Raw genomic sequence first — 25,416 nt, 5'->3', positions numbered from 1 at the left:
ACGAGCCGCTCACGCGGGCGTGACGAGCGGGATGTGCGCGCCCACCGACGTGGGTCCGCCCGCGGGGCTGGTCACCACGAACTGACCGCGGAGGCCGGCGACGCGCTCGCGCAGCCCGTCGAGACCGTGGCCCGCCGCGAAGACCGCACCGCCTCGGCCGTTGTCGACCACCCACACGTCGAGCGTCATCGGCGCAGACCCCGCGACGGGCCGCAGAGCCGCCTTGAGTGTCGCCGCGGTCGCGCCAGAGTGCTTGACGGCGTTGGTGAGCAGCTCCGCCACGATGAAGTAGACGGTGCGCGCGACCTCCGACTCGGCGGCGTCGTCGACGGCCGGATCGATGTCGGTATGGACGGCGAGGGGGGTCGATGCTGCGATGGCCGCCAGTGCTGCCGCGAGGCCGCGATCCTGCAATAGCGGCGGAGCGACTCCGCTCGAGAGGGCACGGAGCTCGTCGAGCGCCGCCTTGGCATGACCGCGCGCCTCGCGTGCGAGCTCCGCTGCGGCATCCCCGTCACCAGCCTCCGCACGACGTTCGAGCGCCGCGAGGTCCATCTGCAGTCGCACCAGACGCTGCTGCGGTCCGTCGTGGATGTCCCGCTCGAGGCGGCGCAGTGCGACATCCTCGGCGCGGACGACGGCTCCTCGTGCGGCCGCCTCGGCGCGCACTTCGGCCACGAGGTCGTCCGAGCGCCAGCGCCCGAGCATGCCGCGCGCGACCGCGTGGTGCGCGCGGGCGAGTCCGCCGAGCACCCACGGCATCGTGAAGGTGAAGACGACGCCGGCGGCGAGGTACAGCACGACCTCGACGGCCCATGAGGACCAGCCGTCGAAGAGCCACGGCACGGCGTCGATGACGTAGCGGCCCCAGTCCGAGCCGCGGTCGCGGGGAATGAAGAGTCCCCAGAACCAGTAGGTCAGGCCGCCCAGCCCCACGCTCAGCCACACGGTGGTGAGGACGAAGGAGATGGTGCTGAGGACCGGGCTCACGACCATTCCGTGGACGAGGTAGAGCCAGTAGTGGGCGTTGCGCGCCGGGCGCGTCAGCGTCATCCAGAAGCCGGTCGCCTCGGGCTTGTCGCGGTTCCACTCCGGCTCGTCGATCGTGGGGAGTCCGGTCAGCCACAGCATGAAGCGGTCGGCGACGCCGAAGCCTCGTGCGATGTACAGCGTCAGGATCACCAGCGGCAGGCCGATCACCAGGATGAGCAGTCCGACACCGGTCCAGAACAGCGACGCGAGCACGCTGAGCGACACCATCGCGAGAGCGAAGACGGCGAGCAGGTACACCGCGCTGCCGGGTGTGCGCTTCCACGCGGCGCCGTACGACGCCCAGAACCCCACAGGCGCAGGGGCGCGGGTCTCGTCAGTGGTCATGGCGGTCATCGGTGTCTCCCTCGGGACGCTTCAGGTCGGGCGCTTGGCCCGGTTCGACGACCAGGAACTGTCCCATCATGCCCTGGTCCTCGTGCCACAGCAGGTGGCAGTGATACATGTACGGCGTGGTCGGATCGGCGTAGTCGTCGAACCGGACGAGCAGCCGGTACTCGCGGTTCCACTCGAGCGCGATCGTGTCCTTGAACCCCGCCAGGTGCGCAGGCGGCGCCGCGCCGTCGACGCTCAGCACGCGGAACTGCGTGTCGTGCACGTGGAACGAGTGCGGCAGCGGGTTCTCGTTGCGCACGGTCCACACCTCGCTCGTGTCGACCGTCGCGGTGAAGTCGACCCGGTCCATCGCCATCTCACGGTCGTTGATCTCGTGCCCCGACATGACGAAGGTGCGCTCGACGACGGCACCTGAGGCATCGGGCGGCGGGACATCGGCCAGACGGTCGGGCACCTCGGGCGAGGGCGTGAGGGATGCCGCAGCCCGCAGCTCCATCACGTCGAACGCCGCACCCCCCGCGTGCAGCGCGGGGTCGGGCGCTTCCGAGCGCAGCACGACGCTCTCGCCGGGCGTGACGGCAACGACGATCTCGGCGCGCTCGCCCGGCGACAGCGGAACGCTCGAGCTCGAAACAGGAGAGGGCAGCAGGCCGCCGTCGGTGGCGATGAGGTCGAAGTCGCGACCGTCCGCGAACGTGAAGTCGTACATTCGGGCGCTCGATCCGTTCAGCAGCCGCAGCCGAACGCGTTCGGTGGTCGCCTCGAAGTACGGGGTGATCGTGCCGTTGACGAGGATCGTGTCGCCCAGTACGCCGTCGAACTGCAAGCCGAGGCCGCCTGCAAAGGATCCGTCCACGTTGAAGGAGCGATCCTGCACGATGAGCGGCACGTCGTCGACGCCGTAGGTGCGCGGGAGCGCGAGCGCCGACTCTTCGTCGTCGCGGACGACGAACATGCCGGCGAGCCCCGCGTCGACCTGCTCGCGCGTGCGGCCGTGGAGGTGCGGGTGATACCAGAGGGATGCCGCAGGCTGATCGATCGTCCACTCGGGCTGCCAGCTCTCCCCCGCCGCGATCGTCGTGTGCGGCCCGCCGTCCATCGCGGCCGGCAGGTGCATGCCGTGCCAGTGCACCGTCGTCTCGTCGGCGAGGCCGTTGGAGACGTCCACGCGCACCCGCTCGCCGCGCTCCGCGACGAGAGTCGGTCCGAGGTGGGCGCCGTTGTAGCCGAGCGTGGGCGTCTCGCCCTGGGGAGCGAGCGCCGATGCTCCGGTCTGCGCCTCGAGCTCGAAGACGCGCACGCCGTCTTCGACGCGGGACGGCGCGAGCTCGGGCACGCGCAGCGGCTCGACGAATGCGACTGTTCCCGCGGCGGGCGGCGTGGGGCGTCCGGAGTTCGTCGCGAACCAGATCGCTCCGCCGGCGACGGTCGCGATCAGCGGAACCGCGATGAGCACGGCGACGAGACCACGCCGTCGGCGCGGTCTCGGTGCCACCGGCGGTGGCGGCGGAAGGGGCAGGGCGGAAGTCATGTTTCCAGCCTCGCCAGGTGTGCGGGAATCCGGCATCCGATCCCCACCCCGATCGGTACGGGGGCTGTCCCCCCGATGCAACGGGGGTCAGAGCAGGTGCGTCAGGCGGCCGGCGAGCAGCGTCGCCGTCACCTGCATGCCGCGCAGCTGCCCCTCATCGGCGATGAGCGGATCGTGTGCGCAGAGGGCGAGATCGGCGACGACGCCCGGCTCGATCGTCGACCCCGCGAGTGACCCGCCGCGCGTGGATGCCGAGAGCGCGGTCGCCGCGGTGACCCCCTGGGCAGGCTGCCACGGCGCGCGTCCGTCGCGCGTGCGGAAGACCGCTGCGGCCATCGCCGCCCACGGGTCCAGCGGAGACACCGGGGCATCCGAGCCGAAGAGCAGGTTCGCGCCGGAGTCGGCCAGCGCGCGGAGCGGATACGGCTGCGCCGTCTGCCCGGCCCAGATGCTGTCGGTGAGGTCGCGGTCATCGATCGCGTGCTCGGGCTGCACGCTCGCACCGACCCCGAGTCGCCCGAAGCGAGGGATGTCGGCGTGGGCGACGAGCTGAGCGTGCTCGATCGTGCCCCACGCGCCTGTGACGGCGAAGGCCTCGAGTGCGTGGGAGTTGGCGACGTCGCCGATGGCGTGGATCGCGCACGCGAGGCCGGCGCCGGTGGCGGTCGTCATGAGCTCGATGAGAAGCGCCGGGTCGACGGTGAGCATGCCGTGATTGGACGGATCGCCCGGGTACGCGTGCGAGCACGCTGCGGTGCGGGTGCCGAGCGAGCCGTCGGTGATGACCTTGAGCGACCCGACGCGCGCGAGGTCGCTGGACGAACCGCGGGCGACGTCGCCCGTCTGCAGGCCCTCGGCGAGAGCCCGATCGAGGAAGTCCGGATAGATGCCGAATTCGACGCGCAGCGTCTCGAAACCCGAACGGAGCCTGCGCGCCCAGGCCTCCTCGTTCCACGCCATGTCGAGATCGACGAGCCCGACGACGCCGCGGGCCGCGGCATCCTGCGCCATCCGAGCCACGAGCGGATCCGCCACCGCTGGATCGACGGCGTTGAGGCGCCGCGAGATCTCGAACGCGGGATCCTCGACGAGCATCCCCGTGTCAGACGCGAAACCTTCACGGCGGAGGGCCGCGCTGTTCAGCCACACACTGTGCACGTCGGCGTTGATGAGGTACGTCGGCACGTCGCCGGTCGCCGCGTCGAGCAGCTCGAGGGAGGGCGCGTCGCTCCAGAACGCGTCGCGGAAGCCGGCGCCGATGCGCCGACCGTCGGGCATCACCGCGGCATTCGACATGATCGCCGCAGCCTCTGCAGCAGCCGCCGCCCCGCCCAGCTGCTCGCGCTGGGCGGCCAGGGCCCACTGCACGACGTGGACGTGGTGATCCCACAAGCCCGGCACGATCCAGACGCCCGTGGCATCGAGCACGGCGCCGCGACGCGGCAGGCCGCCCGCGGGAGCGATGTCGACCACGAGGCCCTCAGCGAGGTGGATGTCGACCGGGTCGTCACCGAACGGGTCCACCCGGTCGGCCCCCGTCAGCCGGGCATTCGCGATGACATCGGGCCGATCGCCGCGTTCGAGGCTCATCGCGCCGCCCGTCGTGCATCCAGCGCGCGCTGCATCTCCGACGCGAGGCGCGGGTCGACGTAGGGACCCGCTCCGGCATCGAGCTCGGCGATGATCGTCTCGACCACCTCATGCGGGCGGTTCTGGCTCAGCTTGCGCTTGGCGACGACCTTCGTGGGCGTGAGGCGGAACCCGACCGTCCCACGCTCCAGGCGATGCACGAAGTCGGCGTCGTTCGGGCGCTCCCACAGCAGGCGCGGTTGCGGCATCCCACCCTCGAAGCGGGCCACGAGACGGTCCAGCACGCGGAGGTTCTCCTCGGGCGACAGCAGCTCGGGGATGCCGGTGAGGTGCGCCGAGACGAAGTTCCACGTCGGAACGTTCGGGCCATCGCCGTACCAGCCGGGCGAGATGTAGCCGTGCGGGCCCTGGACGACGACCAGCAGTTCACGCTCGCCGAGCCCCAGGATGAGGTCGTCGGGCTTGCCGACATGCCCGACGATCGTGAGGTCGTCGCGATCGTCGTCGAGCAGGACCGCGTAGTGGGATGCGACGAGTCCGTCGTCAGTGGCGCTCACGAGCGTCATCCAGGGGTTGGAGTCGATCAGGCGGCGGAGCTCGGTGACATCGGTCATCGCGAAGCTCGGGTTCTGGCGCATGGGTCTCAGCCTAGAAGAGCGTCAGCGCTGACAGTTCGGGCACCAGTAGAGCTTGCGTGTCGCGACCTCTTCGACGACGATCGCCGTGCCGCACACGCGGCACGGGAGCCCCGCGCGGTGATAGACCCAATGCCGATCGTCGCGGCTGGCCATCGCGCGACGGTAGGCGTCGGGCGCGAGACCGTCCATCGTCATCATCTGACCGGTCTCCACCCCGATCGCGAGCATCCGCACCCAGTCTCGCCAGAGCCCCCGCACGATCTCCTCGGGGACGTCGCGCCCGGGTGTGTGGGGGTCCAGGCGCGCGCGGTACAGCAGCTCCGCGCGGTAGACGTTGCCGATGCCGCTCACGACGCTCTGGTCCATGAGGAGCACGCCGATGGCCGTGGGCTTGCGCCCCACGACTGCCACGAAGCGCTCTTCCCCCTCGTCGATGTCGTCGACGAGGGGGTCGGGGCCGAGCTTCGCGATCGTGGCGGCGACCTCGTCGGGAGTCTGCAGCTCGCACGCCGTCGGTCCGCGGAGGTCTGCGCATGCCACATCGGTCAGCAGCCGCAGCCGCACCTGTCCGACCACCGGCGGGGGCCAATCGTGGTCATCGCCGCCGAGACCGGTCGTCTGCTCCGACATCCGCACGTGCACTCGGGCTCGGCGCGGCGCGCCGATCGAGGTCAGCGAGTTCTCGCCGGCGGCATCCATGATCGCGTCCGTGTCGAGATCGGTGCCGCGCTGGTTCGTCTGACCCATTCTTCCGTTCGCCGAGGCGATCGTCGGATCGACGAGGATCTCGCCCGCGAAGTCCCACGCGCCATACATGCCGAGGTGCACGCGCAGCCACAGGTCGTCGTCGAACTCGAGGAACATCTGCTTGCCGACAGCGCGCACCGCCGAGGCCGTACGGCCGTCGATCATCGCGGCGCCCTCGACGAACCGCCCTTGCGGGCTGGATGCCGCGACCACGCGTCCGACGAAGTTGCGGTCGAACTGGCGGGCGATGCGGTGGACGGAATGGCCCTCGGGCATCTCCGCGCTCAGCCGGCTTCGGGGTCGAACGAGCTGCTGTCGGCGGCAAGCACGTCGGGAAGACCGGGGGTCGACCGCGGGTCGGCTTCGAGCGTGCCGTCCTGCTCGTAGGCCGCGAGCTGCCCGATCCGCCGAGCGTGGCGTTCCTCACCCGAGAACGGCGTCGCGATGAAGCGGTCGATGAAGGTCACCGCCTCCTCGAACGTGTGCTGGCGCGCACCGATCGCGATCACGTTGGCGTCGTTGTGCTCGCGGGCGAGCTCGGCGGTTGCGATGCTCCACGCGAGAGCGGCGCGCACGCCCTGCACCTTGTTCGCGGCGATCTGCTCGCCGTTGCCCGATCCGCCGAAGACGATCCCGAGCGCATCGATGCCGGCCTCCTGGTCGCGCACCACGGCTTGCGCCGCACGGATGCAGAACGAGGGGTAGTCGTCGAGCGGGTCGTAGTCGATCGGACCGTGGTCGACGATGTCGTGGCCTTGCGCGGCGAGGTGGTGCTGGAGCTGGGTCGAGAACTCGAGGCCGGCGTGGTCGGTCGCGATGTGAATGCGCATGGGGTCGATTCTAGGGAGCGCTCAGGGCGCGATGCCGGCCGCCGCGGGCTTGAACCCGGCGCGGATGTTCTCGCAGCAGGCCGGGCGGCACACGTCGAACCAGGGGCCGAGGGCCGTCTCGTGCGGGCGCTCGGCCGCGGGCGTGCCCTTCAGTCGCTCTTCGACGAGATCGACGAGCCCCGAGACGAACGCGGGATCGATGCCGGGGGTGGGTGTCCGCACCGACCGGAGACCGGCTTCGGCGGCAGCATCCGTCGCCTCGGTGTCGAGGTCCCACAGCACCTCCATGTGGTCGCTCATGAATCCGAGCGGCACGATGGCTACCGCCTCGACGCCCTGAGCCGGAAGCAGGGCGATGACGTCGTTGACGTCGGGCTCGAGCCACGGCTGGCTGGGCGGACCCGAGCGCGACTGGTAGACGAGCTCCCAGCCGATCTCACGCGCCTCGGCGATCTCCGCAGCCACAGCATCCATGACGGCCCCTGCCACCGCGAGATGCTGCGCGGCATAGGCGCCACCCTCGCCGAAGTCGACGTCGCGGGGGCCGGAGCGCTCGGCATCGGCCGTCGGGATGCTGTGCGTCGAGAACAGCACGCGCACCGCCTCGGGCGCGATGCCGTCGGCCAGGTAGCCCGCGATCGCGTCGCGCACGCCGTCGACGAACGGTGCGACGAAGCCGGGGTGGTCGAAGAACTGGCGCACCTTGTCGATCGTCACGGTGCCGGCGAGCTCGGTCTCGGTGAGCACGCGTGCGAAGTCCTCGCGGTACTGGCGGCAGCTCGAGAACGACGAGTAGGCGCTCGTCGCGAGGGCGAGAAGGTTCGTGTCGCCGGCACCGGCGGCCTCTTGCACGGCCTCTTCGAGATAGGGCGCCCAGTTGCGATTGCCCCAGTAGACGGGCAGGTCGATCCCGCGCCGCGCGAGTTCAGCCTCGAGTGCGGCCTTGAGCACGCGGTTCTGGGCGTTGATCGGGCTCACGCCGCCGAAGTGACGGTAGTGGTGGGCGACCTCCTCGAGGCGCTCATCCGGGATGCCGCGACCGCGCGTGACGTTGCGGAGGAACGGAATCACGTCGTCCTGGCCCTCGGGTCCGCCGAATCCGGCGAGGAGGATCGCGTCATAGGCGACCGGAACCTCGACGTGCGCGGGCCCGGATGCCGCGGCATCCGATGCGAAGGGCACACCCGTGGGGGCCTGCGTGGTCTCTGCGGACTGGTCCTGCGTTCCCGAACTCACCCCTCCATCCTGACATCGACTCACAGGCCGAAGGCGCGGATTCGGCCTGCTGACATAGGCTGGGACGGTTGCCGTCGGCGCCAGCAGCGCCTGCCCGCGGCACCTCACCCTCACCCACGGGAGCATTGCAGTGCCTGGAGAGAACCTCACCCGCATCGAAGCGCAGGAGCGCCGCGCGATCGTCGAGACCGAGTCTTACGCGGTCGACCTCGACCTGAACAAGGGGGGCGAGGTCTTCGGATCCCGCTCCGTCATCCGCTTCAGCGCCACTCCCGGCGCCGCGACGTTCATCGACCTCATCGCCCGCGACATCCGCGAGATCACGCTCAACGGTCGCGCCATCGACCCGGCGACAGCGTTCTCCGACTCGCGCATCGCGCTCGACGGCCTCGAAGCCTCGAACGAACTCGTCGTCGACGCCGATTGCCTGTACACGAACACAGGCGAGGGCCTCCACCGCTTCGTCGACCCGGTCGACGGCGAGGTCTACCTCTACAGCCAGTTCGAGGTGCCCGACTCGCGCCGCATGTTCGCGGTCTTCGAGCAGCCCGACCTCAAGGCGGAGTTCACCTTCACGGTGAGGGCTCCCGAGGCCTGGAAGGTCGTCTCGAACTCCCCGACTCCCGAGCCCGCCGCCCACGGCGACGGCACCGCGACGTGGACGTTCGCGCCGACCCCGCGCATCTCGTCGTACATCACGGCGCTCATCGCCGGCCCCTACGAGGCGACGTTCTCGGAGCTCACGAGCGCCTCGGGCCGCGTGATCCCGCTCGGCGTCTACGGCCGCAAGAGCCTGTGGCAGCACCTCGACGCCGACTACATCTTCGACAGGACGCGCGAGGGCTTCGCGTACTACGAGGAGAAGTTCGACTACCCGTACCCGTTCGCGAAGTACGATCAGCTCTTCGTGCCGGAGTTCAACGCCGGCGCCATGGAGAACGCCGGCGCCGTGACCTTCACCGAGTCCTACGTGTTCCGGAGCAAGGTGACCGACGCGATCAAGGAGCGCCGCGTCGTCACGATCCTCCACGAGCTCGCCCACATGTGGTTCGGCGATCTGGTGACGATGAAGTGGTGGAACGACCTCTGGCTGAACGAGTCGTTCGCCGAGTGGGCTTCCACGATCGCGACCGCGGAGGCCACCGAGTGGACCGAGGCGTGGACGACCTTCAACGCCATGGAGAAGACCTGGGCCTACCGCCAGGACCAGCTGCCCTCGACCCACCCCGTCGTCGCCCAGATCAACGACCTGGAAGACGTGCAGGTCAACTTCGACGGCATCACGTACGCCAAGGGCGGCTCGGTGCTCAAGCAGCTCGCTGCGTGGGTCGGGATCGCGCAGTTCTTCGCCGGCGTGGCCGCGTACTTCAAGAAGCACGAGTGGTCCAACACCGAGCTCTCCGACCTCCTCACCGAGCTCGAGGCCACCAGCGGTCGCGAGCTCGCGACCTGGTCGAAGAAGTGGCTCGAGACCGCGGGCGTGAACACCCTCTCGCCCGAGATCGTGACGGATGCCGCGGGCGTCATCACGCGGTTCGCGATCGTGCAGACCGCGCCCGCCGACTATCCGACGATCCGCCCGCACCGCTTGGGCGTCGGCTTCTACAACGTCGAGGGCGACGCGCTCGTGCGTGTGCACAAGATCGAGCTCGACGTCGACGGCGACCTCACCGAGGTGCCCGAGCTCAAGGGACAGACGCGCCCCGACCTGGTGCTCCTCAACGACGAAGACCTCGCCTACGCGAAGATCCGCCTCGACGAGCGCTCGCTGCAGACCGCGATCGACCACCTGGGCAAGATCAGCGATCCGCTCGCTCGCTCGCTCGTGTGGGGTGCGGCGTGGGATCAGACGCGGGATGCCGAGGCCCCGGCATCCGACTACGTCGATCTCGTCCTGCGCAACATCGGCGCCGAGACCGAGTCGACCACGGTTCGCACGACCCTCGCCCAGCTCCAGCTCGCAGCGAACGCGTACGTCGCGCCCGAGAAGCGCGACGCGACGCGCGAGAAGGTCGCCGACGCACTCTGGGCGCTCGCGCAGGGCGCCGAGGCGGGCAGCGACAGCCAGCTGCAGTTCGTGACCGCCTTCGCCACCGCAGCTTCCACGGCGGCGCAGTGGGAGACCGTTCGCCGGGTGCGCGACGGCGAGATCGCCTTCGACGGGCTCGAGGTCGACACCGACCTCTCGTGGCAACTGCTGATCTCGCTCGCCGCCGGCGGACTCGCGAGCGCAGGCGTGATCGATGAGGCACTCGTCGCCGACAACACCGCGAAGGGCGGCGAGTTCGCCGCTCAGGCGAAGGCGGCCCTTCCCACCGCCGACGCGAAGGCGGCGGCGTGGGAGTCGCTCGTGTCGAACGACGACCTGCCCAACACGATCGTGCGCTCCGCAGCCCTCGGGTTCACGCACCCGGCGGGCAAGGATCTGCTCGGCGCGTTCGTGCAGCAGTATTTCGACATGCTGCTTCCGGTGTGGAACTCGCGCACCTACAAGATCGCCGAGTACCTCATCGCCGGCCTCTACCCGGCGCCGCTGGCAAGCCTCGAACTGCGCGACGCGACCCGCGCCTGGCTGAGCGCCAACGCCGACGCGCCTGCGGCTCTCCGCCGTCTCGTGGCCGAGAACGTGGCCGGCGTCGAGCGCGCGCTGTCGGTGCAGGAGCGCGACTCCGCATAGGGCGACGAGCGGATGCCTCGGCCGACACGCAGGTTCGGCCGAGGCATCCGTCATTAGGATCGTGACGATGATCAGCTTCGCTATGGATACGACCGAGCCGGTGACCCCGACCTTCTGGGAGCGGGCCGGCGAGTTCTTCGCCGGGGTCGGCTGGGCGTCCGCGACCGTCGCCGGCATCATCGTCGGCGCCCTCATCCTCGCGTGGATCCTGGGCATCGTGATCACCCGCGTCGTCGGCCGCATCGTCAACGGCGCGAAGTCGAAGGCGAATGTCGACGACACGCAGGCGCTCGAGCGTTCGCCGCTCGCGTCGGTGCGACTCGTCCAGCGCACGCGCACGCTCGGATCGATCCTCCACAACATCGTCAACGTGACGATCGTCGTGGTCTCTCTCCTGCTCATCATCAACGTGATCGCGCCGAACGCGCTCGGATCCCTCACGCTCCTCACGGCCGCCGTCGGCGCCGGTCTCGGCTTCGGCGCGCAGAACATCGTGAAGGACGTCCTCAACGGGATCTTCATCGTCGCCGAGGATCAGATCGGAATCGGCGACGTCGTCGACCTCGGCCTCGCGTCGGGGATCGTCGAGTACGTGAGCGTGCGTGTCACGCACGTGCGTGACGTGAACGGAACACTCTGGTACGTCCGAAACGGCGAGATCACCCGGATCGGAAACCTGTCGCAGGGCTGGTCGCGCGTCATCATCGACCTCGCCGTCGCGGTCGACGCCGACATCGAGGAGGTCGAGCGCACGCTGCTCGACACCGCGAAGGAGCTCGCGAAGGATCCGAAGTGGCGAACCCGCATCCTCGAGCAGCCTGAGGTGTGGGGTCTCGAGTCGATCTCGGGCGACGCGCTGGTCATCCGCCTCGTGATGAAGACCCGTGCCAATGCGAAGGACGACGTCGCCCGCGAGCTTCGCATGCGTCTCAAGCACGCGATCGACGAGATGGGGATCCAGCTCCCCTCGCTGACGACGATCATGCCGACGGGACTCGAGGGCGCGCAGCGCGTGCGCGGCGCCAATCCGCCCAAGACCAAGCCGACCCCGGTCGCGAAGCCCCTGGGCGAGCGACCGGTCTGGAAGCCGAAGCGCACCGGGAAGTCCGCGCCGAAGGAGAAGGACCCCGGCACGGCGAGTGGCGATGGCCCGGAGGAGAGCTCGTCGTGAGTGAGCCGCTGAGCTTCTACGACGAGATCGGCGGGCATGCCGCGTTCGTGCGACTCGTCGACGAGTTCTACCGGGGCGTGGCGGACGATGACGTGCTGCGCCCGATGTATCCCGAAGAGGACCTCGGCCCTGCCAGGGAGCGGCTGACGCTCTTCCTTGAGCAGTACTGGGGCGGGCCGACGACCTACAGCGATCAGCGCGGGCACCCGCGGCTGCGCATGCGCCACGCTTCCTTCCACGTCAACCCCGACGCTCGCGACCGCTGGCTGCTGCACATGCGCGCGGCTGTGGACGCGCTCGAACTGCCGCCGCTGCACGAGGCGACGCTGTGGAACTATCTCCAGCGCGCCGCCCACGCCATGGTGAACACGTTCGAGCCGAGCGGGATCGGGCCCGCGTCCTCGGGACGCCCCGGCCTCCCCGTGACGGCGCCGCCGCCGAGCGCGTCCGCCGCCGACTGACCTCCAGCTGCAGCATCCCCTCTCGACGAAGGAGTCGACATGCCCCCCGCCACCCACACCGCCGACGTGCTCATCATCGGATGGGGCCTCGCCGGTCTCGTCGCCGCGAGCGAGGCGGTCGCCGCGGGCAAGCGCGTCGTGATCGTCGACCAGGAGCCGCGCACGAACCTCGGCGGTCAGGCGTGGTGGTCGTTCGGCGGATTGTTCTTCATCGACTCCCCCGAACAGCGCCGCTTCGGCATCAAGGACTCGCTCGAACTCGCGCGGCAGGACTGGTTCGGCACCGCCGGCTTCGACCGCGAAGAAGACGCGTGGCCGCGGCAGTGGGCCGAGGCGTATCTGCAGTTCGCGCACGGCGAGAAGCGCTCGTGGCTCCGCGAGAAGGGCGTCGGGTTCTTCCCCGTCGTCGGTTGGGCAGAGCGCGGCGGCTACACCGCACTCGGGCCCGGCAACTCGGTCCCGCGCTTCCACATCACGTGGGGCACGGGTCCCGGCCTCGTCGCACCTTTCCAGGCCGCGGTCGAGGCCGGCGAGGCGCACGGGCGCGTCACGATCCTGCCGCGGCATCGCGTGAGCGCGCTGACGCTCACCGGCGGCGCGGTCACCGGCGCGAGCGGCGACATCCTCGCGCCGTCCGGGTCCGCGCGCGGCTACGCCTCGTCGCGCGAGGTCGTGGGGTCGTTCGAGATCACCGCGGGCGCGACCATCGTCTCGTCGGGCGGTATCGGCGGGAACCACGACCTCGTGCGCCAGAACTGGCCGGCGCGACTCGGGACGCCGCCCCAGACGATGGTCACGGGCGTCCCTGCCTACGTCGACGGGTCGATGCTCGCCGTCACCGAGGATGCCGGCGCACGTCTGATCAACCGCGACCGCATGTGGCACTACGTCGAGGGCATCCAGAACTGGGATCCGATCTGGCCCGATCACGGCATCCGCATCCTGCCCGGCCCCTCGTCGGTCTGGCTTGACGCGACAGGCATCCGTCTGCCGGTGCCGCTGTTCCCCGGTTTCGACACGCTCGGCACTCTCGCGCACCTGCGCGCCACCGGCCACGATCACTCCTGGTTCGTGTTGTCGCAGCAGATCATCGAGAAGGAGTTCACACTCTCGGGAAGCGAGCAGAACCCCGACCTGACCGGCAAGGACGTGCGGCTGCTGATGAAGTCGCGCCTGGGCAAGGGCGCCGCGGCGCCGGTCCAGGCGTTCATGGACAACGGCGCCGACTTCGTCGTACGCGACAACCTCGACGACCTCATCGCTGGCATGCGGGCGCTTCCGGGGGGTGAGGCTCTCGACGCCGAACGCGTCCGGCTCGAGATCGAAGCCCGCGATCGTGAGATCGACAACGACTTCACCAAAGACGCGCAGATCGCGATGCTGCGCTCGGCTCGCGCCTATCGCGGCGACCGCCTCATCCGCACGGCCTCACCGCACCGCATCCTCGATCCTGCGTCGGGCCCCCTCATCGCGGTGAAGCTGCACGTCCTCACTCGCAAGTCGCTCGGCGGTATCGAGACCGACCTGTCGTCGCGCGCTCTTGCGCCCGGTGGCGAACCCGTGCCGGGGCTGTACGCCGCAGGCGAGGCCGCCGGCTTCGGCGGGGGCGGCGTGCACGGCTATCGCGCTCTCGAGGGCACTTTCGTCGGCGGCTGCCTGTTCTCGGGCCGCGCTGCCGGGCGGGCTGCGGCCGCCGCGGTCTGAGGCTGGGCGCGGGGCGCTATGAGGTGGGCGCGGGTGCCGTGCCGGTTGCGCGCACGCCGGTCATGCCGACGCGTACCGGGCCGCGTACGAGCACATGCCCGCGATCGAGCGTCAGGCGCGTCCAGGGGCCGGCCGTGCGTACGCGTGCCTCCTCTTCACCGGCGATGAATCCGAGGGCGAAGGCTGCGAAAGCCGCGCCGAGCGGGAGGCCGTTGAGCTCCTCGTCGGGGACTCCCCACACGGCTGCCCGCACCGTGCGCACCGCGTCCTCCCCGGGGTCCTGCGGCAGCGCCTCGGCCACCGCGGCGATTCCCCACTGCGCGCGGGCGGCGAGGGTCGACGCGGCGATACCGGGCTCGGCCGTCCATCCCTCACGCGGGGCCGTGACACCCGCCCAGGCGGCGGTGAGAGCCGACTCGGGCAGCTCGAGCGCGCTGGCGTCGTCCGATGACGCAGACAGCAGGGTGGCGTCGACGATGAGATCGCAGACGAGTTCGGGATCGACCGGGAGCACCCGCATCCCGATGACCGTCGGGGTGGCGTCGAAGAGCCCACGGGGGGCCAGCGGTGCCGAGGTCATCACCAGCACGCCGTCGGCGGCGCGCAGACGAATCGCCCCGTCACCGAGGGATCGGGTGCGCCCCGCGAATGTGAGCGCGTCGGCGGCGGCATGGGCGTCGGAGAAGATCAGGCGGTGCGGCATCCGCCCTAAACTACCAAGCGAACGCGCGCCCATCGTCGGCCCGCCCCTCTCGCCGAGACGGAGACTCCGTGACAGATGTCCCCCAGTCCGCAGCCGTCGACTTCGTCCCCGACCCCGATCCGGTCGCCTCGATGCTCGCGGTTCTCGATCTCGCCGCCTCGGACGCGCGAACGACGGAGGACATCTTCACCGGCGTCTCGCAGTCGATGCCCCTCGGCCGTGTGTTCGGCGGTCAGGTGCTCGCACAGTCGATCATCGCGGCAGAGCGGACGATCTCCGAGGGGCGCACGGTGCACTCCATGCACGGGTACTTCCTGAGACCCGGCGACGCCTCGAGCGGCATCACGTTCGCCGTCGATCGGATCCATGACGGCCGGTCGTTCTCGACGCGGCGCACCCAGGCGTTCCAGGAGGGCGTCCCGATCTTCTCGATGATCGCGTCGTTCCAGGATGAAGGCCCCGGCGTGGAGCACCAGGCGCCGTATCCGGACGGCATCCCGGGGCCCGACGAGCTGCCCGACATCGAGTCGCACCTCAAGGGTCTGCACCCGATGTCGAAGCGGATGTTCACCGATCGACCGGTGGAGCTGCGGCACGTCCCCTCACCGATCTACCTCACCGTCGACGGCGAGCGGCGCCCGAGCCAGGCCGTGTGGGTGAAGGTCCGCCGCCCGATCCCCGACACTCCGGCCATCCATCGCGCGGCGCTGGCGTACCTCTCGGACCTCACCATCCAGGAGTCGATCCTGCGTGCGCACGGCATCGCGTGGGCGACGCGGGGGCTGAAGGTCGCGAGCCTCGACCACGCGATGTGGTGGCATCGCGCCGGGCGTGCCGACGAATGGATGCTGTACGCCCAGGAGTCGCCGAGCGCGCGTGGCGGCCGCGGGCTCGCCACCGGACGCATCTACAGCGCCGACGGAGCACTGCTGGCGAGCGTCGCGCAGGAGGTGATGGTGCGGATTCCCGAACCGGACGCATCGACGGGCTGAGACCCGCTCAGCGCCTCTTGGCGTAGACGATCGACTCGCCCACGTACGGCGCCCACGCCTCGCGCTCCGCGGCTCGCCATCGGGTGGGCCTGCCCGTGGCGGTGTCGACGAGGACCACGACAGCGGACGCGCGCGCGTAAAGCACCTGCGGCTCCTCCCCAGTCGGACGCGCGTCATCAAGCCGGGGGTTTGGGGCGGAGCCCGATTCAGCGCTGAAGACCTCGTAGCAGACCTCAACGCTCGACCCGCCGATGGCGCCCACCCACAGCTGCACGTCCAGCGGCCGCTGTCCGTAGGGCACCGGCCGGAGGTACTCGATCTCCTGCCGCGCAACCAGCGTCGCTCGGGTGCCGCCGCCTTCGAGCACCGACATGTCGAATACCGCCGTGGGCGCGGCATCCGATCCGTCCTCCGGGCGCCAGAAGGCACGCAGGCGTGCTTCCTCGAGCAGCTTGAGCATCGACGTGTTGTTCACATGCCCGAGCGCATCGAGGTCCCCCCAGCGCAGATGGATGGGGACGTGCAGCCGGCGCCCGGAGGACGGAGGCGCACCGGCCTCGTCAGTCACGCGTGAGCTTGCGGTACGCCGAGCGGTGGGGCTTGGCCGCGTCGGGGCCGAGGCGCTCGATCTTGTTCTCCTCGTACGCCTCGAAGTTGCCCTCGAACCAGTACCACCGGTCGGGGTTCTCGTCGGTGCCCTCGTAGGCGAGGATGTGCGTCGCGATGCGGTCGAGGAACCACCGGTCGTGGGTGATGACGACGGCGCAGCCGGGGAACTCGAGCAGCGCGTTCTCGAGCGACGAGAGCGTCTCGACGTCGAGGTCGTTCGTCGGCTCATCGAGGAGCAGCAGGTTGCCGCCCTCCTTGAGCGTGAGGGCGAGGTTGAGACGGTTGCGCTCGCCGCCCGAGAGGACGCCCGCCTTCTTCTGCTGGTCGGGTCCCTTGAAGCCGAACTTCGACACGTAGGCGCGCGAGGGGATCTCGATCTTGCCGACCGTGATGATGTCGAGGCCGTCCGAGACGACCTCCCACAGCGTCTTGTTCGGGTCGATGTTCGCGCGGGACTGGTCGACGTAGCTGATCTTGACCGTCTCGCCGATCTTGAGATCGCCGCCGTCGAGGGGCTCGAGCCCGACGATCGTCTTGAAGAGCGTGGTCTTGCCGACGCCGTTCGGGCCGATCACGCCGACGATGCCGTTCGGCGGGAGGCTGAAGGTCAGTCCGTCGATGAGCGAGCGGCCGTCGAAGCCCTTCTGCAGCTTCTTGGCCTCGATCACGATGCTGCCGAGGCGCGGCCCCGGCGGAATGGTGATCTCCTCGAAGTCGAGCTTGCGCGTGCGGTCGGCCTCAGAAGCCATCTCCTCGTAGCGGGCGAGACGCGCCTTGGACTTCGCCTGGCGTCCCTTCGCGTTGGAGCGGACCCACTCGAGTTCTTCGGCGAGGCGCTTGGCGAGTTTCGCGTCCTTCTTGCCCTGGATGGCGAGGCGCTCGCCCTTCTTCTCGAGATAGGTCGAGTAGTTGCCTTCGTAGCCGATGAGTCGGCCGCGGTCGACCTCCGCGATCCACTCGGCGACGTTGTCGAGGAAGTACCGGTCGTGGGTGATCGCGATCACCGCGCCGGGGTACTTCTGCAGGTGCTGCTCGAGCCAGAGCACGCTCTCGGCGTCGAGGTGGTTCGTGGGCTCGTCGAGGAGGAGCAGGTCGGGCTTCTGCAGGAGCAGTTTCGCCAGGGCGACTCGGCGCTTCTCACCGCCGGAGAGGTTCGAGACCGAAGCGTCGCCCGGGGGCGTGCGCAGGGCGTCCATAGCCTGTTCGAGCTGCGAGTCGAGATCCCAGGCGTCCGCGGCGTCGATCTCCTCCTGCAGCGCGCCCATCTCAGCCAGCAGCGCGTCGAAGTCGGCGTCGGGGTCGGACATCAGGGCCGAGATCTCGTTGAAGCGGTCGACCTTGGCCTTGATGGCCACGCCCTCCTCGATGTTCTCGAGGACGGTCTTGGACTCGTCGAGCACGGGCTCCTGCATGAGGATGCCGACGGTGAAGCCGGGAGACAGCTTCGCCTCACCGTTGGAAGGGGTGTCCATCCCCGCCATGATCTTCAGGATCGTGGACTTGCCGGCGCCGTTCGGACCGACCATGCCGATCTTCGCGCCGGGCAGGAACGCCATCGTCACGTCGTCGAGGATCAGCTTGTCTCCGACGGCCTTGCGGGCGCGGACCATCGAGTAGATGTACTCAGCCATGCGGGGTTCTGCTCTCCTTGACTTCCGGACGTCAGCGTCCCAGCCTACCGGCCGCGACGATGCCTCCTGCCCGGACGGAATCCGCCGGACTGACCGGCACGCGCCTCACCAGTCGATCGGCCGCGTGTCTCCGACGAGGCACGTGCCCTCGGCGAGGACCGGAACCACGACGGCGACCGGATCGCCTGTCGACGGGCCTACCTGGCCGATGAGGCATTGGTCGCCCCAGCGCACCGAGAACTGGATGCTCTCAGCGGGGTTGCCGACGGTGGAGACGTCACGCGTGACCTCCATCGTGGCCTTGTCGAATCCCGCCGCCGCGAGCGCGTCCACGTAGGCGCGGCCCGAACCCTGGTCGGAAGTCGCCCAGACGTCTGCCGTCACGGCGGCGAACAGGGGCAGGTTCTCGTCTGCGGTGCCGTCGGGGACGAGGACCGGCTCGGGGTCGGTCGTCGGTGTCGCACTGGGTGACGGCGCGGCCGAAGAACCGGTCGGAGCCGGGGTCGGGTCGACGGGTCGGGGCTGCGTGCAACCCGCCAACATGATCGTCGCGGCGGTGAGGAGGACGACTGATCGAAGCGCGCGCGAGGCGCGGACGACGGACGGCGCGCGGCCGGCGCGATGCTCGGGATGTCGGGCCACGGAGAGAGTCTATGACGCGGCATCCCGAGCGCCGACTCCGGCTCAGAACGGCGATTCCGCGCCGGTGAGCGCGAGTTCGATCTCGCCCTCGCTCGGTGCCGGCGGGACGACGACCGGCCACTCCGTGACGGCATCCGCTCCCAGAGCAGGCGCCCAGTCGTCAGCGGGCGGATCCGTCGGCTGATCCGCCGGGTCGGCGTTGCCCCGGCCGGCGGGCGAGTCCTTCTCGAAGCGCGTCGTGCCCCACACGAGGTCGTGACCGATGGTGTCGGCATCGATGTCGACGGCCGTGCCGCTCTTGGTTCCGTTGTCCCACTGCCGCACGCGCAGGCGCCCCGCCACGATGACGCGCTCTCCCTTGCGCAGCGAATGGAAGGCGTGCTCCGCGAGGCGCCGGTAGGACGAGACCGTGTACCAGTTGGTGCCGTCGTCGACCCAGGCGCCGACTGCCTTGTCGTAGCGGCGCTGCCCGCTCGCCAGGCGGAACTCGGTGACCACCGTGCCGTTCGGAGTCCGCTTGTGCTGCGGATCGGTGCCGACGACCCCGGTGATGGTGATCGTGTCGCTCATATCGCTCCCTCTCGTGTGCTCCGGGGCGAGTCCCCGGCCGCGGCGGTGCCCGGCTGCCCGGTGTGCCCGTGTGGCACCGGGCACCGCCGCGGAATCAGGATGCCGACAGCATCGCCGCCCCATCCCGTGCGCGGCGCCGGTGGGGAGAATCTGCCGAGACAGGCCACCTGGGGAGGAATCGGCGATCGATGTCGGAGGTCGCACATAGCTTCGAATGTGGAAGGAGATATCGTGACCCCACTCGCCACCGCGGATACCGCAGCCAGCCCCCGTCTTTCGCCTGCAGCACCCGAACGCCTCTCTCCGGCGGCTCCGTCGCTGTGGCGCGTCGTCGCCCCGTCCGGCCTCATCATCGGCCACCTGCAGTCGATCGCCGATGCCGCCGGCGTTCGGTATCGGGCGCGGCGATTCCGCAGCTCGTCGCGATCGTTCGTCGACGTCGGCGACTTCTGGTCGGCCGACGACGCCGTGACGTGCCTGCGATCGGCGACCTGATGCCTGCTCAGACGAGCGCGTCCACCTGCTCCACGAACGACACCGGCGCACCGGCGCGCACGTCGTGCCACGACTGCGCAAGGAGGGACGCGGCGCGCCTGAGCTCACCGGGAGTCGCCGTGAAGGGGATGCGCAGGTGCCGATCGTGGCCGCCGTCGACCGAGAACCGTGGGCCCGCCGACAGCAGCACGCCCCGCGAGCGCACGTCCATCACGAGAGCAGAGCTCAGCGCGGCGTCGAGCTCGATCCACAGCGACACGCCGCCGCGGGCGACCGGGACACTCCATGCGGGCAGCTCGGTCGCGAGCGCGGCCGTGAGAGCGTCCCGCCCCTCGCGCAGAAGTGTCGACCGCTGCGCGACGATGCGCTCGGAGTCGGCGAGCAGTGCCGTGGCGACAGCCTGCTCGAATTCCGGAGTGCCGAGGTCGTGCGCCGGGCGCGCCGCGACCAGGCGGCGGATGAGGTCGGCATCCGCTCGGATCCACCCCACGCGCAATCCGCCCCATACGGTCTTCCCGAGCGAGCCGAGGCGGATCACCGCGGCCGGGTCGCCGTCATCGAAGCCGCGAGGCACCGGCCCGCGGTCGATGTCGAGCTCGGCTGTCGTCTCGTCGAGCACGAGCACAGACCCCGCGCGCTCCCCCGCGCGGTGGATCGTCGCGCGTTCGAGCGCCGACATCGATCGGCCCGTCGGGTTCTGGAAGTCGGGCATCAGGTACGCCAGCACCGGCAGCGTCCGCGCGAACGCCTGCTCGGCCCGATCCAGATCCCAGCCATCGGACGTCGTCACGGGCACGCCGACCAGGCGGGCGCCCGCGCGTCGAAGGGCGTCCGCGGCATGGGGATAGGTGGGCGTCTCGATCAGCACGCGATCTCCGCGGCCCAGCAGCACCGACGCGATGAGGTGGATCGCGCTCTGCGCTCCGGTGGTCACCAGCACCTCCCCCGGCGACGTCGGGATCCCGCGATCGCGGTAGTGCTCGGCGATCGCCGTACGCAGTTCGATGCGCCCGAGCACGTCGTACCCCACACGCGAGACGAGCGCTGCAGCACCGCCCGCCACCTCCGCGATGGTGCCGGCGAGCCCTGGCCAAGCGGGCGGGCTCGCCTGTTGCAGGTCGATCATCCCCTCGTGCGGATCGGTGCGTCCAGGATCGCGCCGCCGCAACGGCAGGGTGACGCTGCCCGATCCCCGCGTGCTGGCGATGTGGCCGGTGTCGCGCAGGCTCCGATACGCGGCGGCCACGGTGCTGCGACTGAGGCCCAGCGTGAGCGCGAGTTCGCGCTCGGCGGGCAGGGTCGTGCGCGGGGCCAGTCGATTGTCGAGGCACAGCAGACGGATGCCGTCGGCCAATGCCTCATAGGCGGGTTCGCGTGTTCGCCAGCCGCCGAGGGCCTGCGAGAGCGCGCGTGCCGAGATGCGGGAGTCCATGGAGCCAGAGTATCCCTATTGGACTGGCACACCCAAGCCAATCATGCGATTGGATGGCTCCATGACGCGTCGAGTGATCCAGCTGCTGACAGGCCTCGTCCTCTACGGCATCGGGTGCGGCCTCACGGTGGAGGCTGGCCTCGGCGTCGACCCGTGGACCGTCCTCGCGCAGGGCCTCTCCATCCACACCGGGCTCGGCATCGGATGGGTGACCAACATCCTGGGGTTCCTGGTGCTGCTGCTGTGGATTCCGCTGCGACAGAAGCCGGGCGTCGGGACGATCGCCAACATCCTCCTCGTCGGCACCAGCATGCAGGTGCTGCTGTGGGTGATGCCGCCGGTGGAGGGCGTGCTCGTTCAGGTCGCCACGCTGCTCGCGGGAATCGTGCTGGTGGCGGTCGCCTCGGGGCTGTACATCGGCGCGCGCTTCGGGCCGGGCCCCCGTGACGGACTGATGACCGGGCTTCACGCCCGTCTCGGCTGGCCGATCTGGGCGTGCCGCGCGAGCGTGGAGATCTCGGTGCTGGTGATCGGGTGGCTGCTGGGCGGCACCGTCGGCATCGGAACCCTGCTGTTCGCGTTCCTGATCGGCCCGCTCGTACACGTCGCACTGCCGCTGCTCGATACGCGTCGCACGCCGGTGGCGGCCGAGGCGACGTCCTGAGACGAGGACGGAGCGGCATACCGTCCGCCCTCGCCGCCGCACGCGGCGTCCGCGTCAGTGCTCGCGGAACTCCGGCCAGTCGCTCCCGGGCGTCATCCGCGCATGGAGAGCGCTCTTCGCGATCTCCATCGACGGATACGTACCGGCGGACTCGCCGGCACCCGCCATCGTGACCGTGTAACCCTCATCGCCCTTGCGGATGCTGCCCACGACGCCGGAAGCGCCGTATGCGACCCAGAGGGGGTGGTGCGTCTCTGTGGTGCTCATGTCCGAACTCCTTTCGAGGCTGGCGATTCCGACGCTACGCCGCCTCCGCGGTGGCCGCCAGGGTCATTCGCGGCGCGGCGCGAACCGGTAGCCTGGTGTCTTCACCCTTCCCTCCGTAGCTCAGGGGATAGAGCAAGCGGTTTCTACCCGCCAGGTCGGGGGTTCGAATCCTCCCGGGGGGGCGAGATCGCTCTGGCACCGTGCCCGAGCCCGGCGTCTGCAGGCGTCAATAGGATGGAGCGCATGGTGGGGGCATCCGACAACGACCGTCTGGTGTGGATCGACTGCGAGATGACGGGGCTCGACCTTGCTGTCGACGAACTCGTCGAGATCGCCGTCGTTGTCACGGACTTCGAACTTCGACTGCTCGATCCGGGCTTCCAGGTCGTCATCAGACCCGATGCGTCGGCGATGGCGAACATGAGCGAGTTCGTCACCAAGATGCATTCCTCTTCCGGACTTCTCGAAGAGATCCCCCGTGGCGTCAGCGTCGCCGATGCCGAGTTCCAGGCTCTCGAATACATCCAGCGGTTCGTTCCGCTCGAGGGCAAGGCCCCGCTCGCCGGCAACACGATCGGCACGGACCGTATGTTCCTCGCGAAGTACATGCCTCGGGTGGACCGATGGCTGCACTACCGCAACGTCGATGTGTCGAGCATCAAGGAGCTCTCGCGGCGCTGGTATCCGCGTGCGTACATCCACGCGCCGGCGAAGGACGGCGGCCACCGGGCGCTCGCAGACATCCTCGAGTCGATCCGCGAGCTCGCGTACTACCGTCAAGCTGTCTTCGTCCCCGAGCCCGGGCCGACCAGCGACGGAGCGCGCGCAGCTGCGGCCGCCGCCGTTTCGCTGTTCGCGCCCGAGTTGTGAGAGAATCTTTGAGTTGCCCGCGCAGGCGGGAGACATGGTGGGTATAGCTCAGTTGGTAGAGCGCGGCCTTGTGGTGGCCGATGTCGCGGGTTCGAGCCCCGTTACTCACCCCATTTGTGAGGCATCCTGATGGACATGGATGCCGCCGCGTTCGAAGAACTCGTCATCGATGAGCTCGACCGCCTCCCCGACGACATGGTGGAGGGGCTCGACAACGTCGTGTTCGTCGTCGAAGACCGCCCCGAAGACGGGAGCCTCGACTTGTTCGGGCTCTACGACGGCTGGGCGCTGACCGAGCGAGACCGTTACGGCGTCGGTGAGCTGCCGGATCGGATCATCGTGTACCGCGAGCCGCACCTGGCCGCCTGCGACGACGAGGAAGCGCTCCGCGACGAAGTGCACACGACCCTGGTCCACGAGATCGCACACTTCTACGGCATCGACGATGACCGGCTTCACGAGCTCGGGTGGGCGTGATGGCCCCGCTCGCGACACCCGACATCGACGAGCGCACCGATGCGTCAGAGCGAGCGGACCCGGCGCGTCCGTGGCAGACGGTCGTGTGGGACGACCCGGTCAACCTGATGAGCTACGTCAGCCACGTGTTCCGCGAGTACTTCGCGCTGCCGCGCGCCGACGCCGAGCGGTTGATGCTGGCCGTGCACAACGATGGGCATGCCGTCGTGGCGCAGGGTGCGCGCGAGCAGATGGAGCTGCACGCGCAGGCGATGCACGACTACGGGCTTTGGGCGACCGTGCGCGAGGCTCCGCAATGACCCGGCGGGGCGTCGCGCTCGAACTCACCCGCCTCGAAGCCGCCCACCTCAGTGGCCTCGTGTCGCAGTTCGAAGAGCTCGTCATTGAGTCGTCGGATGCCGCGGCCGACCCCGCGGTGGTCCGGCTCGTCCCCGACGCGTATGCCGACGGCGAGGACGCCCGCGAGTTCCGTCGTCTCACCGAATCCGACCTGCTCGGGCGCCGACGAGCGGATGCCGCGGCGGTGCGGGCGTCGCTCGTCGAGGCCGCAGACATCTCCGACGACCCGGACGACCCGTCGCTCCTCGAATCCGTCGAAGTCCGGCTCTCGCCGGACGATGCGCAGGCGTGGCTGCGTACGCTCGCCGCGATCAGGCTCGTGCTCGCGACGCGCCTCGGCATCACCGACGCCGATGACCACGACGACGGGGATCCCCGCTTCGGCGTCTACGACTGGCTCGGCTACCGCCTGCACGGGCTCGTCACGGCACTCGACGCCGACGCCTGATCACGGGACGGCGAAGACGTCCGTCGCGTGATCGGCGGGCCGGTCGCGCACCACGTGGCGGTCTTCCTGACGCGCCCAGCGGGTCCAGTGCGGGCGGTAGGTGTCACCGTCTCGCGTGAGCGCTCTGTGACGCCGAGACGGCTCGGGGGAATCCAGCCACACCCGGACGTCTCCGAGCGCAGCAGTCGCTGCGGTGAGCAGTCCCGACCCTTCCACGATGAGCGGAAGAGACGGGTCGACCGCGTGCGCCTCGGCAGGAGCCGCCACCTCCCAGTCCCAGCGCTGCCAGACACCGATCAGACCTCGGCCGTGCGGAACGAGGATCTGCTCGCGCGCGAGCTCGACCCCGGCATCCAATCCGTCCCACCCCGGGTAGATCGCATCGAGCGCCACGAGCTGCACCCGTCCGGCGAGCGGCCAGCGTGCGACGAGTGCGTGTGCGAGAGAGGTCTTGCCCGCCCCGCTGCGGCCGTCGACCAGGACGACGGGGTTGGCGGCCGACACCGCGGTGATCGACGAGATCAGGCGGGATGCGGCTGCGTCGAGAGCGCGGGAGACGGGGTCGGAGCTACTTCTTGAGGGCTCGGATGACACGACTGAGTGCTCGGCCGGCGAAGAAGACGAACGGGATCGCGACCGCCAGCAGCGACACGATGTTCGGCTCGAACCGCAGATCGTCGCCGCGCCGGATGTACGCGCCGATCGGGATCGCGTAGCCGCCGCCCCCGCCGCCGCCGTTGCCGGATTCATCGGAGCCGCCCCCGAAGCCCGACCACGAGAGCGCGACCGGGATCAGGCGGATGCCGTCGACATCCTGCTGCTCGCCGTAGGCGCTGTGGACGCCGAAGGATGCGGACTGCTTGCCGAGCTCGAGTGCGATGTTGGGCATAGGCTCCACGGTACCCCGGCTCGTCGTGCCGTGCCCAGTGTCAGCTCGGATCGAGCCGAGGCGCGCGCGGACTCGACGGGATCGTGCCGCCGCCGCGAGCCTTGCCGAGCAGCGTCGCTCGTGTCACCGTGCCCCGCCCGAACTTCGCCGTCGCACCGTCGAGGGCGTCTTCGATCCGTCGCCAGTCGGCGTCATCGTCCCACAGTGCCAGCGGTGCCGAGCCGGAGGGCCGCAGCTTCTCGGCGCGCACGCCAATCAGTCGCACCGGCAGCGTGCGGTCGATGGCCGCGAACAGCTCGTGCGCAGCATCCCCGATCCGCTGCCCGACCGCGGTCGGCTCGGCGAGGGTCTGGGATCGCGCGATCGTGGTGAAGTCGGCGAAGCGCACCTTGATCGCGATCGTCGAGGCCTCCCACC

At 69.8% G+C, this 25,416-nt stretch carries 27 protein-coding genes, 2 tRNA genes and 1 pseudogene; 13 read left to right on the top strand and 17 right to left on the bottom strand.

Going from position 1 to position 25,416, the window contains the following annotated elements; genetic code table 11:
• Window positions 1–9: 9 nt before the first annotated feature.
• From FFS15_RS02485 to FFS15_RS02455, 7 genes are all read right to left on the bottom strand, one after another.
• Window positions 10–1,386: a sensor histidine kinase gene (locus tag FFS15_RS02485; RefSeq protein WP_137843431.1), complete on the bottom strand. Its 1,377-nt coding sequence runs from the start codon at window positions 1,384–1,386 to the stop codon at window positions 10–12.
• Entirely contained in the window at window positions 1,367–2,917 is a 1,551-nt protein-coding gene (locus FFS15_RS02480) for a multicopper oxidase domain-containing protein (RefSeq protein WP_137843430.1), read from the bottom strand. The genes FFS15_RS02485 and FFS15_RS02480 overlap by 20 nt, the downstream gene beginning before the upstream one ends.
• Window positions 2,918–3,004: 87 nt before the next feature.
• Complete coding sequence (locus FFS15_RS02475; RefSeq protein ID WP_137843429.1) at window positions 3,005–4,507, bottom strand: amidohydrolase family protein; 1,503 nt, start codon at window positions 4,505–4,507, stop codon at window positions 3,005–3,007.
• Complete coding sequence (locus FFS15_RS02470; protein WP_137843428.1) at window positions 4,504–5,145, bottom strand: FMN-binding negative transcriptional regulator; 642 nt, start codon at window positions 5,143–5,145, stop codon at window positions 4,504–4,506. The genes FFS15_RS02475 and FFS15_RS02470 overlap by 4 nt, the downstream gene beginning before the upstream one ends.
• A 21-nt stretch (window positions 5,146–5,166) precedes the next feature.
• Window positions 5,167–6,168 (bottom strand): DNA-formamidopyrimidine glycosylase family protein, encoded by a 1,002-nt coding sequence (locus FFS15_RS02465; RefSeq protein WP_137843427.1) that lies wholly within the window; start codon window positions 6,166–6,168, stop codon window positions 5,167–5,169.
• A gap of 8 nt (window positions 6,169–6,176) precedes the next feature.
• On the bottom strand, window positions 6,177–6,722 hold the full coding sequence (locus FFS15_RS02460; protein ID WP_137843426.1) for a ribose-5-phosphate isomerase: 546 nt from the start codon (window positions 6,720–6,722) through the stop codon (window positions 6,177–6,179).
• A 21-nt stretch (window positions 6,723–6,743) separates the two neighbouring features.
• Window positions 6,744–7,904 (bottom strand): ferrochelatase, encoded by a 1,161-nt coding sequence (locus FFS15_RS02455; protein WP_171013069.1) that lies wholly within the window; start codon window positions 7,902–7,904, stop codon window positions 6,744–6,746.
• A gap of 184 nt (window positions 7,905–8,088) precedes the next feature.
• Here FFS15_RS02455 and pepN point away from each other — a divergent pair, with 184 nt between their 5' ends.
• From pepN to FFS15_RS02435, 4 genes are all read left to right on the top strand, one after another.
• Window positions 8,089–10,635, top strand: a complete 2,547-nt coding sequence (pepN, locus tag FFS15_RS02450; RefSeq protein WP_137843424.1) for an aminopeptidase N — start codon at window positions 8,089–8,091, stop codon at window positions 10,633–10,635.
• 67 nt (window positions 10,636–10,702) lie between these two features.
• The gene (locus FFS15_RS02445) at window positions 10,703–11,806 is read left to right on the top strand and encodes a mechanosensitive ion channel domain-containing protein (RefSeq protein ID WP_137843423.1); all 1,104 of its coding nucleotides are present in this window, start codon (window positions 10,703–10,705) and stop codon (window positions 11,804–11,806) included.
• A complete protein-coding gene (locus tag FFS15_RS02440; protein ID WP_137843422.1) occupies window positions 11,803–12,267 on the top strand; it encodes a globin in 465 nt (154 codons plus the stop codon). The genes FFS15_RS02445 and FFS15_RS02440 overlap by 4 nt, the downstream gene beginning before the upstream one ends.
• Window positions 12,268–12,306: 39 nt before the next feature.
• Entirely contained in the window at window positions 12,307–13,971 is a 1,665-nt protein-coding gene (locus FFS15_RS02435; RefSeq protein ID WP_137843421.1) for an FAD-binding dehydrogenase, read from the top strand.
• A 16-nt stretch (window positions 13,972–13,987) separates the two neighbouring features.
• On the opposite strand, the gene FFS15_RS02430 is transcribed toward FFS15_RS02435, so the two are convergent.
• Window positions 13,988–14,674 (bottom strand): hypothetical protein, encoded by a 687-nt coding sequence (locus tag FFS15_RS02430; RefSeq protein WP_137843420.1) that lies wholly within the window; start codon window positions 14,672–14,674, stop codon window positions 13,988–13,990.
• A gap of 131 nt (window positions 14,675–14,805) precedes the next feature.
• Here FFS15_RS02430 and FFS15_RS02425 point away from each other — a divergent pair, with 131 nt between their 5' ends.
• A complete protein-coding gene (locus FFS15_RS02425; RefSeq protein ID WP_137843688.1) occupies window positions 14,806–15,666 on the top strand; it encodes an acyl-CoA thioesterase II in 861 nt (286 codons plus the stop codon).
• 7 nt (window positions 15,667–15,673) lie between these two features.
• Here FFS15_RS02425 and FFS15_RS02420 read toward each other — a convergent pair whose 3' ends face one another.
• The 4 genes from FFS15_RS02420 to FFS15_RS02405 form a co-directional block, all read right to left on the bottom strand.
• Window positions 15,674–16,234, bottom strand: a complete 561-nt coding sequence (locus tag FFS15_RS02420) for a thioesterase family protein (RefSeq protein ID WP_137843419.1) — start codon at window positions 16,232–16,234, stop codon at window positions 15,674–15,676.
• Window positions 16,227–17,906, bottom strand: coding sequence for an energy-dependent translational throttle protein EttA (gene ettA, locus FFS15_RS02415; RefSeq protein ID WP_137843418.1), 1,680 nt, complete (start codon window positions 17,904–17,906; stop codon window positions 16,227–16,229). The genes FFS15_RS02420 and ettA overlap by 8 nt, the downstream gene beginning before the upstream one ends.
• A 105-nt stretch (window positions 17,907–18,011) precedes the next feature.
• Entirely contained in the window at window positions 18,012–18,548 is a 537-nt protein-coding gene (locus tag FFS15_RS02410) for a hypothetical protein (protein WP_137843417.1), read from the bottom strand.
• A 42-nt stretch (window positions 18,549–18,590) separates the two neighbouring features.
• Complete coding sequence (locus FFS15_RS02405; RefSeq protein ID WP_137843416.1) at window positions 18,591–19,118, bottom strand: single-stranded DNA-binding protein; 528 nt, start codon at window positions 19,116–19,118, stop codon at window positions 18,591–18,593.
• 231 nt (window positions 19,119–19,349) lie between these two features.
• Between FFS15_RS02405 and FFS15_RS02400 the strand changes: the two genes are divergently transcribed.
• Window positions 19,350–19,613 carry a hypothetical protein gene (locus tag FFS15_RS02400; protein ID WP_137843415.1) on the top strand — a complete coding sequence of 88 codons (264 nt, stop codon included), beginning with the start codon at window positions 19,350–19,352 and terminating at the stop codon, window positions 19,611–19,613.
• Window positions 19,614–19,620: 7 nt separating this feature from the next.
• Here FFS15_RS02400 and FFS15_RS02395 read toward each other — a convergent pair whose 3' ends face one another.
• Window positions 19,621–21,045: a PLP-dependent aminotransferase family protein gene (locus FFS15_RS02395; protein ID WP_137843414.1), complete on the bottom strand. Its 1,425-nt coding sequence runs from the start codon at window positions 21,043–21,045 to the stop codon at window positions 19,621–19,623.
• A gap of 61 nt (window positions 21,046–21,106) precedes the next feature.
• Between FFS15_RS02395 and FFS15_RS02390 the strand changes: the two genes are divergently transcribed.
• Entirely contained in the window at window positions 21,107–21,709 is a 603-nt protein-coding gene (locus FFS15_RS02390; protein WP_137843413.1) for a hypothetical protein, read from the top strand.
• A 54-nt stretch (window positions 21,710–21,763) separates the two neighbouring features.
• Here the strand turns inward: FFS15_RS02390 and FFS15_RS02385 are convergent, their stop codons facing one another.
• Window positions 21,764–21,976 (bottom strand): methyltransferase, encoded by a 213-nt coding sequence (locus tag FFS15_RS02385; protein ID WP_137843412.1) that lies wholly within the window; start codon window positions 21,974–21,976, stop codon window positions 21,764–21,766.
• A gap of 109 nt (window positions 21,977–22,085) precedes the next feature.
• On the opposite strand from FFS15_RS02385, the gene FFS15_RS02380 reads away from it, so the two are divergent.
• The 6 genes from FFS15_RS02380 to FFS15_RS02355 all read left to right on the top strand — a co-directional run bounded on the left by FFS15_RS02380 (window position 22,086) and on the right by FFS15_RS02355 (window position 24,110).
• Window positions 22,086–22,158, top strand: a tRNA-Arg gene (locus tag FFS15_RS02380).
• A gap of 61 nt (window positions 22,159–22,219) precedes the next feature.
• Window positions 22,220–22,846 carry an oligoribonuclease gene (orn, locus tag FFS15_RS02375; protein ID WP_137843411.1) on the top strand — a complete coding sequence of 209 codons (627 nt, stop codon included), beginning with the start codon at window positions 22,220–22,222 and terminating at the stop codon, window positions 22,844–22,846.
• Between the two features lie 37 nt (window positions 22,847–22,883).
• Window positions 22,884–22,959: transfer RNA gene (locus FFS15_RS02370), tRNA-His, on the top strand.
• Window positions 22,960–22,975: 16 nt separating this feature from the next.
• Entirely contained in the window at window positions 22,976–23,323 is a 348-nt protein-coding gene (locus FFS15_RS02365) for a metallopeptidase family protein (RefSeq protein ID WP_137843410.1), read from the top strand.
• A complete protein-coding gene (clpS, locus tag FFS15_RS02360) occupies window positions 23,314–23,622 on the top strand; it encodes an ATP-dependent Clp protease adapter ClpS (protein WP_137843409.1) in 309 nt (102 codons plus the stop codon). Before FFS15_RS02365 ends, clpS begins: the two co-directional genes overlap by 10 nt.
• Window positions 23,619–24,110 (top strand): DUF2017 family protein, encoded by a 492-nt coding sequence (locus FFS15_RS02355; RefSeq protein WP_137843408.1) that lies wholly within the window; start codon window positions 23,619–23,621, stop codon window positions 24,108–24,110. Before clpS ends, FFS15_RS02355 begins: the two co-directional genes overlap by 4 nt.
• On the opposite strand, the gene FFS15_RS02350 is transcribed toward FFS15_RS02355, so the two are convergent.
• From FFS15_RS02350 to FFS15_RS02345, 3 genes and pseudogenes are all read right to left on the bottom strand, one after another.
• The gene (locus FFS15_RS02350; protein WP_249353665.1) at window positions 24,111–24,704 is read right to left on the bottom strand and encodes a hypothetical protein; all 594 of its coding nucleotides are present in this window, start codon (window positions 24,702–24,704) and stop codon (window positions 24,111–24,113) included.
• Window positions 24,679–24,999, bottom strand: coding sequence for a hypothetical protein (locus FFS15_RS18810; protein WP_249353663.1), 321 nt, complete (start codon window positions 24,997–24,999; stop codon window positions 24,679–24,681). Before FFS15_RS18810 ends, FFS15_RS02350 begins: the two co-directional genes overlap by 26 nt.
• A 40-nt stretch (window positions 25,000–25,039) precedes the next feature.
• Window positions 25,040–25,416, bottom strand: a pseudogene (locus tag FFS15_RS02345) (DNA polymerase IV); the annotation flags it as partial.

Source organism: Microbacterium sp. 2FI, from assembly GCF_005502885.1.
GTDB lineage: Bacteria > Actinomycetota > Actinomycetes > Actinomycetales > Microbacteriaceae > Microbacterium.
This window is presented reverse-complemented; position numbering and strand designations above follow the sequence as displayed.

Coding starts and splice junctions, on each gene's coding strand:
- FFS15_RS02485 (WP_137843431.1), bottom strand. CDS start 1,386: ATGACCGCCATGACCACTGACGAGACCCGCGCCCCTGCGCCTGTGGGG.
- FFS15_RS02480 (WP_137843430.1), bottom strand. CDS start 2,917: ATGACTTCCGCCCTGCCCCTTCCGCCGCCACCGCCGGTGGCACCGAGA.
- FFS15_RS02475 (WP_137843429.1), bottom strand. CDS start 4,507: ATGAGCCTCGAACGCGGCGATCGGCCCGATGTCATCGCGAATGCCCGG.
- FFS15_RS02470 (WP_137843428.1), bottom strand. CDS start 5,145: ATGCGCCAGAACCCGAGCTTCGCGATGACCGATGTCACCGAGCTCCGC.
- FFS15_RS02465 (WP_137843427.1), bottom strand. CDS start 6,168: ATGCCCGAGGGCCATTCCGTCCACCGCATCGCCCGCCAGTTCGACCGC.
- FFS15_RS02460 (WP_137843426.1), bottom strand. CDS start 6,722: ATGCGCATTCACATCGCGACCGACCACGCCGGCCTCGAGTTCTCGACC.
- FFS15_RS02445 (WP_137843423.1), top strand. CDS start 10,703: ATGATCAGCTTCGCTATGGATACGACCGAGCCGGTGACCCCGACCTTC.
- FFS15_RS02435 (WP_137843421.1), top strand. CDS start 12,307: ATGCCCCCCGCCACCCACACCGCCGACGTGCTCATCATCGGATGGGGC.
- FFS15_RS02430 (WP_137843420.1), bottom strand. CDS start 14,674: ATGCCGCACCGCCTGATCTTCTCCGACGCCCATGCCGCCGCCGACGCG.
- FFS15_RS02425 (WP_137843688.1), top strand. CDS start 14,806: ATGCTCGCGGTTCTCGATCTCGCCGCCTCGGACGCGCGAACGACGGAG.
- ettA (WP_137843418.1), bottom strand. CDS start 17,906: ATGGCTGAGTACATCTACTCGATGGTCCGCGCCCGCAAGGCCGTCGGA.
- FFS15_RS02405 (WP_137843416.1), bottom strand. CDS start 19,118: ATGAGCGACACGATCACCATCACCGGGGTCGTCGGCACCGATCCGCAG.
- FFS15_RS02395 (WP_137843414.1), bottom strand. CDS start 21,045: ATGGACTCCCGCATCTCGGCACGCGCGCTCTCGCAGGCCCTCGGCGGC.
- FFS15_RS02390 (WP_137843413.1), top strand. CDS start 21,107: ATGACGCGTCGAGTGATCCAGCTGCTGACAGGCCTCGTCCTCTACGGC.
- FFS15_RS02385 (WP_137843412.1), bottom strand. CDS start 21,976: ATGAGCACCACAGAGACGCACCACCCCCTCTGGGTCGCATACGGCGCT.
- orn (WP_137843411.1), top strand. CDS start 22,220: ATGGTGGGGGCATCCGACAACGACCGTCTGGTGTGGATCGACTGCGAG.
- FFS15_RS02365 (WP_137843410.1), top strand. CDS start 22,976: ATGGACATGGATGCCGCCGCGTTCGAAGAACTCGTCATCGATGAGCTC.
- FFS15_RS02355 (WP_137843408.1), top strand. CDS start 23,619: ATGACCCGGCGGGGCGTCGCGCTCGAACTCACCCGCCTCGAAGCCGCC.
- FFS15_RS18810 (WP_249353663.1), bottom strand. CDS start 24,999: ATGCCCAACATCGCACTCGAGCTCGGCAAGCAGTCCGCATCCTTCGGC.